We start from the raw sequence: 12,334 nt of genomic DNA on the forward strand, positions 1-12,334 counted from the left end.
CTCACGAATAGACGCAGTCGCGGAGCGTGATCAGCCCGCGCTTCATCTCTGTTTTTGGGGCCACCATGGCGACCCGGATAAATTGCTCGCCCGGGTTTTGCCCCGGTTCACCTTGAGAAAGATATGCACCCGGCAGAACCCGAACGCCGGTTTCCTGCCAGAGCTTCAATGCAGTTTCTTCGCCGTTTTCGACCGGCAGCCACAGGAAAAACCCCGCCTCAGGTCGCATGTACCCCTGCACACCTGCAAAGACCTCGTCCGCGACAGCGTATTTTTCTTGATAAAGCGCACGATTTTCCCGCACGTGCGCCTCATCTGCCCAGACCTTTGCTGCTGCGGCCTGCAACGGCGCAGGCAAAGGCGCGCCTGCATAGCTGCGCAACAGCTTGACCCGTTTGATCGTTTCAGGTCCGCCTGCGATCAGGCCTGACCGCAAACCGGCCAGGTTCGAACGCTTCGACAAAGAGTTGAACAGGGTGACACGTTCAGGATCGGCGCCCAGTTCCTGCGCAACCGTCAAAGCTCCGACCGGGGCGTCATCGCGATAGATTTCCGAATAGCACTCATCCGCGAAGATGCGGAAATCATATTTTTCAGCCAGTTGAATCAGGTCCACCCAGTATTCGCGTGAGGCGACAGCCCCCTGCGGGTTCGCGGGCGAACAGATATAGGCCACAGCAGTGCGGTTCAGCACATCCTCGGGCAATCCGGCATAGTCCGGCAGATGGCCTGTCGCGAATGTGGCGGGCGCAAAATATGGCTGCGCACCGACCGAGATCGAGGCGACCATATAGACCTGGTAAAACGGGTTCGGGCACAGGATGAGCGGCGGCTGGCCGTGCTTCTGCTCCGGGCACAGCGCCATGGCTGCGTTGTACAGCCCCTCGCGCGTTCCGTTCAGGGCCATCACATTGGTCTCCGGGTCCATCGCCACACCATAGCGACGTTTGATCCAACCCGTGATTGCCGCGCGCAGATCAGGCGATCCTTCATTGGGTGGATACCCCTGAAAACCAGCCGCATTCTCCATGATCACATCAGTCACCCAGGACGGAAAATCATGCTGGGGCTCGCCGATGGTCATATGAACGACATCACCGCCCGGTTGATGATGATCCAACAGGGCGCGAAGACGCGGGAATGCATATGCCGGTAGGTTCGAAAACCGGTCGGGGAAATTCATGACTACTGCCTCAATGTCGGGATCATTAACGCCCCGATTTTCTGCCAGATTACAGGCCGATCCGGGTTTCGTCCAGACAAAGAGGTGCCGAATCAGGGGATTGTGGCATTCAGGCCAATACCGATTCCGCCGCCGAACCCAACCGCAGCAGGGCCTCTTCGGACCCCGGATAACCCAGCATCATCAACCCGCAACTGGGTGTTCCGGTCGGCAACGTCAGCGCGGCCAGACCCATGAGATTGCCGATGCGGGTGTTGCGCAGAGCCAGAAGATTTTCGGTAACGTAATACTCATGATCGGTCATCAACCGGTCCAGATCTGGGGGCAGAATCGGAGCGGTCGGGGCCAGTACCGCGTCAAACCCGGCCGTTGCCGCATCCCAGGCGCTGCGGCAGGCCTTGAGCTTTGACCATGCGGCCACATAGTCCGGGCCGGAATAGGCCTTGCCGGTGCGGAAACGCTCCAGAATCTCGGGATACATCGCCTCTGGGTTTGCTTCGATCACGTCACGCCACAGGCCATAGGCTTCGGTCGTATAGAGAACACCGGACAGAGCCATTGCTTCGTTCAATTCCGGCACATCCAGCGGCACAATTTCGGCACCGGCGTCTTTCAAACGCTGCAAGGCTGTTTCATACGCCGCGCGCGGTGCGTCGCGCAGATCGTCCTTGGCAATGTTCTGAAGATCGGCAAACCGGCGACCTTTTAACGTTGCCCCGCGCAAATCCGCCGGGGTGCCCCCTTCCAAAACCGCCAGCATCTGCGCCGCGTCTTCGACGGATCGCGCAAGCGGCCCGACCGTATCGAACCGCAGGCACAAGGGAACAGTGCCTTCCAGACTGATCCGGCCAGCGGTTGTTTTTAACCCCACAAGATTGTTCCAGGCCGCAGGAATGCGCACGGACCCGCCCGTGTCCGATCCGATCCCGCAGGCCGCAAGTCCCCACGCAACCGATGCTGCGGCACCGGACGAAGACCCGCCGGGAACCGCCTCTTCATCCTCAATACAGGGCGGTGTGTTGGTGATCGGGTTCAGACCCAGGCCGGAAAAGGCCAGTTCGCTCATATGCGTTTTACCCAGGCACACCGTGCCCATCGCCGTTGCATTCCGCACGACCACCCCGTCCGTTTCCGGAATGCGTCCCTGCAAAAGCGCCGATCCGGCCTCGGTTCCGATACCGGCCGTGTCGAACAGATCTTTCCAACTTATCGGAACGCCATCCAGAAGGGATCGGCGCAAACCCAGCCGGGCCCTTTCCTTGGCGGCTTTTGCCTCGGCGCGCGCGCGGTCATGGGTGACGCGAGCATAAATGCGGTCGCGATGGGGATGTTCGTCGATGGCCGTCAGGTAGGTTTCGGCCAGTTCAACCGGATCGATCTGTCCCATGCCGATGCCACGGCCCAAATCACACGCCGTCATGGTCAACCAATCCTGCATCCTGCCCCTCCGTATTGTGGCTTACGGGACGGTAGCGACAGGACTGCACATGGACAATCCCGAAAGGGCGCGCATAGTGCGGGCTATGACAAAGGCATCGGATATCCTGATCGTTGGCGGCGGCCTGAACGGCCCCGCCCTGGCATTGGCACTGGCGCAAACGGGGCATTCGGTGACTGTGATCGATGCTCTGGCAGAAAAAACCCGCAAAAACACTGCCTTTGACGGGCGCGCCTATGCGCTGGCGCTGGCCTCACAACGCCTTCTGGATGCGATTGGACTCTGGGACAGGGTCGCGGGCCACGCACAACCGATGCTGGAGATCAAAGTGACGGACGGGCATGCCGGCGCCGGCCCGTCGCCTTTTTTCATGCATTTCGATCACGCCGAGATCGAGGAAGGCCCCATGGGGTATATGGTCGAAGATCGCCATCTGCGCCGCGCTTTTCTCGACGCGATGGACGCGGAAAAACGCATCACACAACTGAGCGGTAAAACCGTTGTGGCCCAGGAAACAGGCGCAACGGGCGTCACACTGACATTGGATGACGGGACCACCGTTGCCGGACAATTGCTCGTCGGCTGTGACGGGCGCCGCAGCGGCACGGCTGAACGGGCAGGCATAAAACGCACGGGGTGGGACTATGGGCAGACGGCTCTGGTCTGCGCCATCGAACATGACCTGCCGCACAACGGTATTGCGCATCAGTTCTTCATGCCCCCGGGGCCTTTGGCCATCCTGCCCTTGACCGGCAACCGCAGCTCGATTGTCTGGAGCGAACGCACGGAGACTGCAGAACGCATCAACACCATGCATGAGGCGGAGTATCTGCAGGTTCTGCGCCCAAGGTTTGGCGATTTTCTGGGTGACATCCAGCTGCAGGGCGACCGGTTCACCTATCCGCTGAACCTGACCATCGCCAATTCCTTTGTCGCAGATCGCCTGGCACTGGTCGGCGATGCCGCGCACGGGATGCACCCGATCGCCGGGCAGGGATTGAACGCAGGGCTACGCGATGTCGGCGCTTTGGCCGAAGTTCTGACGCTGGCCGGTCGGCGGGGCGAAGACATCGGGTCCACGCTGGTTCTGGAGCGTTACCAGGAATGGCGTCGGTTCGACACGGCCTCGCTGGCTATGGCCACCGACCTTTTCAACAAGCTGTTTTCAAATGACAATCCTCTTCTCAGGATTGGTCGTGATATTGGAATGGGCATTGTCGGATCGTTGCCCGGGCTGCGCCGCGGTTTTGTCCGCGAAGCGGCCGGGCTGACCGGAGACCTGCCCAAACTACTACAGGGCCGCGCAATCTAGTCGAGCTGGCGTGCCTCATCGACCAGCATTACCGGAATTCCATTCCGGATCGGAAAGGCCAATCCTGCAGCTTTTGAAACCAGCTCCTGCTTTTCGGCATCGTAATGCAGGGTTGTATGGGTTTGCGGGCAAATCAGAGCCTCAAGCATGTGACGGTCAAACGCGTGTTCGGTTTCGCTCATTGCAATGTTTCCTCGTTTGAACCGCCGCGCAGGGCGAATTCTATCAATGTCACCAGTGTTTCGCGGCGGGTGCGCAGGCACGGCGCCTCAAGAAGGGCCTGTTTGTCCTCCGGCTCAAAATCCAACAGCATCGATAGGGAGTTAACCAGCAACTCGTCATCGGCGTCTTTCAGCGAATCCCAATCCGTCGACAGTTGTCTGGATGAAAAGAACCGCTCCAACAGCTTCAGAAACCGCGTCCGGCTGAATGCATCATCTTTTTCGGCCTTCCCCAGATCGCGATCAAATCCGTCCCATGACACATCGCACCGGCGATAGGGCGTGAAGCTGTCCAACTCGGTGTTGATGCGGAACCTGGAAATGCCCGTCAACGTAATGAGATACCGACCATCTTCGGTTTCGGAAAACTGCGTTACGCGCCCCGCACAACCGATCTGATGCAGTCTGTTTTCATCGCTCAGCGACGGGTTGGGCTGCACCATGCCAATCAGACGCTCTTTGGTTTTGAGGGTGTCGTCCAGCATCTGAAGATACCGCGGCTCGAAGATATGCAGAGGCAAGCGCGCGCGGGGCAGCAACAGCGCCCCGGGCAATGGAAAAACGGATACGGTATCCGGCAGGTCGGCGGGATGCATCATATATCCGAGTGTAGCTCTGAACCCCAATTAGGCAAATATCATCGAACTGAGTTTGCGGCGTCCGTTCAGAACAATCGGATCGTTTGGTTTAAGGGCGTCAAAAATCGTGAACAGCTGCGTTTTTGCTGCGCCGTCGTTCCACTCACGATCCCGGCGAAACAGTTCAAGAAGCTGCGTCACGGCCTCTTCCACATTGCCGTTGGCATGCAAGGCCTGCGCTAGATCGAACCGGGCCTGATGATTGTCCGGATCAGCCTCGACCGTGGTGGTCAGTTCGGCCACCGGTCCAGCGTCCGCAGCCTGTTTGGCCAGTTCCAATTGCGCATGCGCCGCCTCGAGTTCGGGTGCATTGGATATCTCGGCGGGTGCGCCGTTCAGAATTGCCTCGGCTTGGTCCAGATCACCTGACGCAATATGGGCGCGAACCAGTCCGCCATAAGCAGCGGCGTGATTGGGGTCTTCGCCCAAGATGGCCGCAAAGGTTTGGGCGGCATCAACAGCGGCGCCGTCGGTCAGCATTTCCTCTGCAGCCTGCACCGCATCTTCCAACTGCCCGCCCGGGCTTTCGCCACCGGCAGCCTCGATCACGCGATCAACAAAAGCCTTGATCTCGGACCCCGGCACTGCGCCCTGAAACCCGTCGACCGGCTGCCCCTTGAAAAACGCATAGACGGTTGGAATCGACTGGATACGCAATTGCGCCGCGATGGTCTGGGCCTCGTCCACGTTGATCTTGACCATCTTCACCGCCCCTTTGGCGGCGGTTACAGCCTCTTCCAGCAGTGGTCCAAGCGTCTTGCACGGGCCACACCATGGCGCCCAGAAATCAACAATAACGGGAATGTCCTGCGATGTTTCGACGACATCGGCCATGAATGTGGCTTCGGTTCCGTCCTTGATCAGATCGGTGGCGGCTGGGCCGGCGGCGGCGTTCAGAAGGTCCATGGCATTCACTCTTTGGTTCGATCTTGCGCCCTATATGCAACCGCATGGTGCGGAAACCAAGGGCTGTCTTGGGCGTTTCACGCGGATCAAAGGTCGAAGGTTGCAAAAACCGGTGCATGATCGCTGGGCTTTTCCCACCCGCGGGCATCGCGGAGCACGCGGCTGGAATGGCCCGCATTCGAGATATCGGGCGTGGCCCACACGTGATCCAGACGACGGCCTTTGTCTGCCGCATCCCAGTCCCGTGCCCGATAGGACCACCATGTATATAGCTGCCCTTCTGGGATATCCTGTCGGGTTACGTCGACCCAGCCGCCCGCATCCTGTGTTTCTGCCAGATGCTCTACTTCGATAGGGGTATGCGAGACGACTTTGAGCAATTGCTTGTGCGACCAGACATCGTCTTCGCGCGGTGCAATGTTGAGATCGCCCACGAGAATGGCGTTTTCAGGTTTTTCTGCATGAAACCAGTCTCGCATATCGGTCAGATAATCGAGTTTCTGGCCGAATTTTTCATTTGCATCGCGATCCGGGACATCTCCGCCTGCCGGGACATAGAAGTTGTGGATCGTGACCCCGTTTTCGAGTTGCCCTGCGATGTGCCGCGCGTGGCCCAAATTCGCGAAATCCTTGTCACCGACCTCCTGCATCGGCAGGCGCGACAGAATGGCGACGCCGTTATACCCTTTTTGCCCGCGTGCGATCATGTGGGTATAGCCAAGAGCCGAAAATCCCTCCATCGGGATCTTGTCGACAGGCGATTTGCATTCTTGCAGGCATAGGACATCCGGGGCCTCTTCCTGCAGTAATTTCAGAACGATAGGCTCGCGCAAACGGACTGAGTTGATATTCCATGTGGCTAGAGTGAAGGGCATGAGATAGGGGTCCTCTGTCGCGGTTTGCGCAGCCTAACAAGACTGGGAATGGGGAGCCATCGGAAAAAGGTGGCGATCTGCCTTAGAGATTTCTGTCTGCGAAACTGAAGTGAGTACCAACCGTACACTGAGCATCATGAGGGATGACCCTGAGCCTGCGGCGCTTCATCGCATATTTCGTACCAACCCGGTTTTTCAGAAACAAACTCGTGAAACTGGTTTTTCAAAGCCATTTCCGTATCAAGGGCATGTGCTGCAATCGGAAAGCTGTCGTCTGCAGATAGGATTTCTCCCAAAGACGACCCACAGATCGCGCAAAAACACCTGCCATACTTGTAGGGCGGTCCCGGCCGGTACACAGACACATTTTCCTGGCCTTCGATCCAGATCAGATCTTCCTTTTTCACAAAGACAATCGTACTGGCCCCGACCTTTCGGCAGCGCGAACAGTGACAGGTTCCCATCGTGGTCGGTTCCGATTTCAGGCGGAATTTCACTGCTCCGCAGCAGCAGCTTCCTTCAATCATGACATGATTCTCCCGCATTTCACCGCAGTGAGAACATTACAAGAACATTCAAATTTGAGCAATGGCGAAGACGCCTCGGCTATCGTGAAGTAACTGACCTGCATAAAAAAAGGCCGGGCCAAAGGCCCGGCAGTCCAACAGGGAGGTGCATATCATTACCCGGACATGCACGGGTTGGGAGTAACTTAAAGATGCCTACAGAGTATCACTTTGATCCAAGTCAATCTACAGGCGATCAAGACACCAATCGATATCCACCCGATTCTGTGACCAAAAGGCGAGCATTCGAAGGATCGGGCTCAATTTTCTGACGCAGGCGATAGATGTGGGTCTCAAGCGTGTGTGTCGTCACGCCAGCGTTGTAGCCCCAAACTTCGTGCAACAAGACGTCTCGGGCAACAACACCATCCGTCGAACGGTACAGGAACTTGAGAATATTGGTTTCTTTCTCGGTCAGACGAATTTTCCTGTCATCTTCGGTGATCAGCATCTTCATGGCCGGCTTGAATGTGTATGGGCCAAGCACAAACACCGCGTCTTCGGATTGCTCGTGCTGCCGCAGCTGTGCGCGAATACGGGCCAGCAAGACCGGGAACTTGAAGGGCTTTGACACGTAATCGTTTGCCCCGGCATCCAACCCCAAAATCGTGTCCGCATCACTGTCATGACCGGTCAACATAAGAATCGGGCTTTTGACGCCCTGTTTGCGCATCAGGCGGCACAGTTCACGACCGTCGGTATCCGGCAGGCCCACATCCAGAATAACAAGGTCATAAATCGCTTCGCGCGCCCGCTCCATTGCGGATTGGCCATCGGACGCTTCGAACACGTCAAAATCTTCGGTCATTACAAGCTGTTCGCTGAGCGCTTCGCGCAGATCCTCGTCGTCGTCTACCAGCAGGATTTTCTTGAGCTGAGCCATTTCCCGGTCCTCCAAAGCCTTTTCCATCACTTGCGCGTGGAATAGGCAATCAACAAGCTTTGCTGCAACGGTCTCACGCCCTCGTGTCCGACGCGGCGGAAATGTTTCACATTTGCTGCCGAAAGCGCTAGGAGAAGGTTCGGACGTTATAGGATAACGCGAATGAGTATCATCCCTGATATCACAGAGTTGCTCGCGCGGGCCCGCGCGGACCTTCGGATGGGCGTGCCCGTGGTGCTGGCAGATGACAGCGGGTATTCAGTGCTTGCTGTGGCAGCCGAGACACTCACTGCGCAGCGTCTGGCCGATCTGAGAGGGCTGGGCAGCACACCGGTTGTCGCAATCACCGGGCGGCGGGCAGAGACGCTCAAAGCGCGGGCCTATGACGGCGATCTGGCCCGTGTGCAGATTCCCGAGAATGCGGATATCGGTTGGGTTCAGGCCGTTGCGGACCCGTCCGATGATCTGAATGCGCCGATGAAAGGTCCGTTGATGACAGAACGGCAAGGCAATGCCGGATTGCATCGGCTTGCGATCGCGCTGTCCAAATCCGCACGTCTTTTGCCAGCGGCTGTTGTTGTTCCAATCGTTTCAGGTCAGGAATTCGCCGCAACCCACAGCCTGACACGTATCGACCACACCCGTGCTGCGCCGCATCTTGCAAACCGCAGTCCGCTGCATCCGGTGGTCGCGGCGCGTCTTCCGATGGAAGTGTCAGAGGCCGGTCGTTTGCACGTCTTCCGCCCCGAAGACGGGGGCGAAGAGCATTATGCAGTTGAAATCGGTCGTCCGGATCGGGACAAGCCGGTTTTGGCCCGGCTCCATTCGGCCTGTTTTACCGGCGACCTGATGGGCAGCCTGAAATGTGATTGCGGCCCGCAATTGCGCGGTGCGCTGGCGCAAATGGGAGCCGAAGGTGCCGGAGTGCTGCTTTACATGAACCAGGAAGGGCGCGGCATTGGCCTGGCAAACAAGATGCGCGCCTATTTCCTGCAGGACCAGGGGTTCGATACGGTTGAAGCCAACCACCGGCTGGGGTTCGAGGATGATGAGCGGGATTTCCGGCTGGGCTCGGATATCATGAAATCTCTGGGCTTCAACTCCGTTCGCCTGCTGACCAACAACCCGGCCAAAATCGCGATGATGGAGCGAACGGGCATAGCCGTGACCGAGCGTGTCCCCCTGAAGGTCGGCGAGACGGCTCACAACCGTGCGTACCTGGCAACCAAGGCCGCGAAGTCGGGTCACTTGCTGTGAGCCCAGACGATCTGGTGCTGACCCCATACGGGATTCGGTTTCAAGGTCGCGTTTTTCCGTGCTCCATCGGCAAGGGCGGCCTCAGCAATGCGAAACGTGAGGGTGACGGAGCCACACCCACGGGACTGCATCGTATCGTCGGCATGATGTATCGGCGTGACAGGATCACGGCACCGGCCCCCTGGGCCCTGCCCATCGGGCCGCAAGACCTTTGGTCGGACGATGTCTCTGATAGCCGTTACAATCATCTGGTCTCGGCACCCCACCCTTTCGGTCACGAAAAGCTGCGCCGCGCTGATCCACTCTATGATCTGATACTGATCACCGACTGGAACAGGCCAAATGCCGTGCCGGGCAAGGGATCGGCAATTTTCCTACATCAATGGCGCAGGCCGGGCTATCCGACTGAGGGGTGCGTTGCGTTTCGCCGGGATCATCTGCACTGGATTGCGGGCCGACTGACCCCGGGCACGCGCCTGATCATCCCTGCGGTTTGACCCTTTCGCCAAAGATTGCCGATCCGACACGAACATGAGTGGCCCCCAGCGCGATCGCCTGCTCAAAGTCACTGCTCATCCCCATCGACAAGCCGTCCAGCCCATTTCTTGCGGCAATCTTGGCCAGCAACGCGAAATGCAGGGATGGTTCTTCTTCGATGGGCGGGATGCACATCAGCCCGCGGATAGGCAGGTCCAGGCTCTTGCAGTCCGCAATAAACCCATCTGCGTCTGCCGGTAGAACGCCGGCTTTTTGATCCTCTTCCCCTGTATTCACCTGAATGAAAAGTTCAGGGCAGGATCCGATTTCCTGCGCCAGCCTGGCCAGCGTTCTCGCAAGTTTGGGTCGGTCCACCGAGTGGATTGCGTTGCACAACTCCATAGCCTGCCGCGCCTTGTTTGTCTGTAACGGGCCTATCAGGTGCAGATCGATGTCATCGAACTGTTCTTTAAAGGTGGGCCATTTCCCGGCGGCTTCCTGAACCCGGTTTTCGCCAAAACAGCGATGGCCTTCATCGAGAACGGCCTGAATCCGTTCGTTCGGTTGTACCTTGGAGACAGCGATCAGCGTCACTGACCCGGCGGAACAACCGGCCTTGGCTTCTGCCGTGGCAATCCGGGCGGTGATGTCTTGCAGCGACATGTAAGTCCTCGATCTATCCGTATCGCAGACAAACACCATGTCAGAGCAAAAGAAAAGGGCGGGTCCGAAGACCCGCCCTAATACTGTGGAGATCAGATCAACTTAGAAGTTGAACTGGGCACCGAAGTCGGCCTGAGTTTGGCTCTCGCCCAGACCACGCTTCGACCGGCCGATACCACCGCGCAGCGATGCACCGCCACCCAGGTCGTAGATCGCGCCGATACCATACTGCTGCTTATCGTCATCTCCCGAACCATCACCATAAGCGAAAGTCAGAGTTGTTGCGGCACCAAGATTATAAGCTGCCGAAACACCGTATGCAGTACCGTTACGATCCGCGTTCGAAACGTCATCGTCCGCCACAAACAGAGTACCTGAGAAGTCACCAAACTCTGCACCCAGAGTCAAAACTGTCAGAGTCTGTTTTTCAGCACCACCAACGCCGTCGGTTTGGCCATAGGCCAGAGCGGCAGTGATGTTGTTGAACGTGTAAGTCGCGCTGATATCCCAGCGGTCGCCGTCCTGCGTTTCGCCTGCGGTTTGGTCAAAAACAGTATTTTGATCGTACGATGCACCAAATGCGAAGTCGCCAACTGCATACTGGAAGAACACAGCGTTGTCACCAGAACCTGTCGAGTCATAGCTCAGGAAGTCATAGTCAACACCCGAGTACTGACCGATGAATGTTTCCAGGCCCGGCTCGTTACCATAGTAGTTCGCAAGGTTGTCAAACGAACCTGCAACGTTGCCGGCGTCAACACGCAGACCACCGAAGATGACCGAGAAACGTGCGCCGTTCAGGCCAGCTTCGTTGGCTTCACCGTTACCATTATCTTCGTCAGCCTGAATACGAACACGGCCTTCGAAGCGAACACCACCGTCGGTTTCAACGATACCGTCAATGTTCAGGCGGAAGCGCGAGACCAGGATGGTATCGTCAGTATCAACTGCGGTCGTTGTCGCGGTACCAGTCGGGTTAACGATTGGAACGCTACCTGTGCGATCTTCCAGATAGCCAAGACCGAACCGGCCATACCCGCTGAATTTTACTTCAGCTGCTGCAACGCCTGCGGTGGCGATCAGCGCCGTCGTTGCGAAGAGAACTTTTTTCATCTTGTTTCCCTCGGTTTCAAAAGAGTTATCTACTCGACATATGCCTCGGCACATGTCTCAGCACGGACATCGTTTCGCTCTTTTTGCCCCCATTGCGCAAGCTTGGCATAATTTTCTGGACCTCATTGGCCACAAATTGGTGCAAGGATGCCACAGTCATTTGGCGGCCTCTGAGCATATGGAACGCTGACATTTGAGAAGAATGGGGTTGTTGCACAGTTGGACCTTGTCTAGGAGTATCAATCAAACAACGCTCAAACAGCGAAATAGGACCAACTGACAATGCGTTTGCCGACGATTTTGGGTTTGATCACGCTAACCGCCGCTCTCTCGGCCTGCGGTCGCCCGCCGCCAGGAGATGCAAGCGTTCTTACAGCTGACGGTAGCTCGACCGAAGAGCGCGAGTTGAACGATCCGAACCGCTCGACCATCTGGGACGTTTTCGGACCCAACAACTCGGAACAGGTCACCCAGGTCAATCGCTACCTGTGGTCTGCGTCGCTGGACATTCTGAACTTCCTGCCGGTGCAGGAGGTTGATCCATTTACGGGTGTGATCGTAACGGGTTACGGCACCCCACCGGGTGGGGGTCGGTCTTATCGCGCGACCGTGCACATCAGCGACCCCGCTCTGGCGGCACGATCTCTATCGGTCTCGCTGCAAACCAGCGGAGGTGCCCCGGTCAGCGCAGCAACGACCCGTGCGGTCGAGGATGCCATCCTGTCTCGTGCCCGCCAGTTGCGCATTGCGGACAACAAGTTCTAGCAACCCGATGAAATTCGCACTAAGACCACGCCGGGTT

At 57.7% G+C, this 12,334-nt stretch carries 14 protein-coding genes; 4 read left to right on the forward strand and 10 right to left on the reverse strand.

Going from position 1 to position 12,334, the window contains the following annotated elements; genetic code table 11:
* Position 1: 1 nt before the first annotated feature.
* Positions 2-1,183: an aminotransferase class I/II-fold pyridoxal phosphate-dependent enzyme gene (locus ACR3E0_RS19130; protein ID WP_480480549.1), complete on the reverse strand. Its 1,182-nt coding sequence runs from the start codon at positions 1,181-1,183 to the stop codon at positions 2-4.
* A gap of 109 nt (positions 1,184-1,292) precedes the next feature.
* Positions 1,293-2,621: an amidase gene (locus ACR3E0_RS19135; RefSeq protein ID WP_480480551.1), complete on the reverse strand. Its 1,329-nt coding sequence runs from the start codon at positions 2,619-2,621 to the stop codon at positions 1,293-1,295.
* A gap of 85 nt (positions 2,622-2,706) precedes the next feature.
* Between ACR3E0_RS19135 and ACR3E0_RS19140 the strand changes: the two genes are divergently transcribed.
* The gene (locus tag ACR3E0_RS19140) at positions 2,707-3,933 is read left to right on the forward strand and encodes an FAD-dependent monooxygenase (RefSeq protein ID WP_480480553.1); all 1,227 of its coding nucleotides are present in this window, start codon (positions 2,707-2,709) and stop codon (positions 3,931-3,933) included.
* Here ACR3E0_RS19140 and ACR3E0_RS19145 read toward each other — a convergent pair.
* The 6 genes from ACR3E0_RS19145 to ACR3E0_RS19170 form a co-directional block, all read right to left on the reverse strand.
* The gene (locus ACR3E0_RS19145) at positions 3,930-4,115 is read right to left on the reverse strand and encodes a Trm112 family protein (RefSeq protein WP_170431025.1); all 186 of its coding nucleotides are present in this window, start codon (positions 4,113-4,115) and stop codon (positions 3,930-3,932) included. The genes ACR3E0_RS19140 and ACR3E0_RS19145 overlap by 4 nt on opposite strands.
* Entirely contained in the window at positions 4,112-4,753 is a 642-nt protein-coding gene (locus ACR3E0_RS19150; RefSeq protein ID WP_480480555.1) for an LON peptidase substrate-binding domain-containing protein, read from the reverse strand. Before ACR3E0_RS19150 ends, ACR3E0_RS19145 begins: the two co-directional genes overlap by 4 nt.
* 27 nt (positions 4,754-4,780) lie before the next feature.
* Positions 4,781-5,698, reverse strand: coding sequence for a thioredoxin (trxA, locus tag ACR3E0_RS19155; protein ID WP_480480557.1), 918 nt, complete (start codon positions 5,696-5,698; stop codon positions 4,781-4,783).
* A gap of 86 nt (positions 5,699-5,784) precedes the next feature.
* Positions 5,785-6,573: an exodeoxyribonuclease III gene (locus ACR3E0_RS19160; protein WP_480480559.1), complete on the reverse strand. Its 789-nt coding sequence runs from the start codon at positions 6,571-6,573 to the stop codon at positions 5,785-5,787.
* 134 nt (positions 6,574-6,707) lie between these two features.
* Entirely contained in the window at positions 6,708-7,118 is a 411-nt protein-coding gene (locus ACR3E0_RS19165; RefSeq protein WP_480480561.1) for a GFA family protein, read from the reverse strand.
* A 217-nt stretch (positions 7,119-7,335) separates the two neighbouring features.
* A complete protein-coding gene (locus tag ACR3E0_RS19170) occupies positions 7,336-8,022 on the reverse strand; it encodes a response regulator transcription factor (RefSeq protein WP_093964262.1) in 687 nt (228 codons plus the stop codon).
* A 162-nt stretch (positions 8,023-8,184) separates the two neighbouring features.
* Here ACR3E0_RS19170 and ribA point away from each other — a divergent pair, with 162 nt between their 5' ends.
* Both ribA and ACR3E0_RS19180 read left to right on the forward strand, forming a co-directional pair.
* Complete coding sequence (gene ribA, locus ACR3E0_RS19175) at positions 8,185-9,279, forward strand: GTP cyclohydrolase II (RefSeq protein ID WP_480480563.1); 1,095 nt, start codon at positions 8,185-8,187, stop codon at positions 9,277-9,279.
* A complete protein-coding gene (locus ACR3E0_RS19180) occupies positions 9,276-9,776 on the forward strand; it encodes a L,D-transpeptidase family protein (protein ID WP_480480565.1) in 501 nt (166 codons plus the stop codon). Before ribA ends, ACR3E0_RS19180 begins: the two co-directional genes overlap by 4 nt.
* Here ACR3E0_RS19180 and ACR3E0_RS19185 read toward each other — a convergent pair.
* Positions 9,760-10,419, reverse strand: coding sequence for a YggS family pyridoxal phosphate-dependent enzyme (locus ACR3E0_RS19185; protein ID WP_480480567.1), 660 nt, complete (start codon positions 10,417-10,419; stop codon positions 9,760-9,762). The two genes, ACR3E0_RS19180 and ACR3E0_RS19185, sit on opposite strands and share 17 nt — an antisense overlap.
* Before the next feature lie 102 nt (positions 10,420-10,521).
* Positions 10,522-11,532, reverse strand: coding sequence for a porin (locus ACR3E0_RS19190; protein ID WP_480480569.1), 1,011 nt, complete (start codon positions 11,530-11,532; stop codon positions 10,522-10,524).
* 282 nt (positions 11,533-11,814) lie between these two features.
* Here ACR3E0_RS19190 and ACR3E0_RS19195 point away from each other — a divergent pair, with 282 nt between their 5' ends.
* Entirely contained in the window at positions 11,815-12,297 is a 483-nt protein-coding gene (locus ACR3E0_RS19195; RefSeq protein WP_170431006.1) for a DUF3576 domain-containing protein, read from the forward strand.
* Positions 12,298-12,334: the final 37 nt, after the last annotated feature.

The organism is Ruegeria sp. AJ12, from assembly GCF_056536245.1.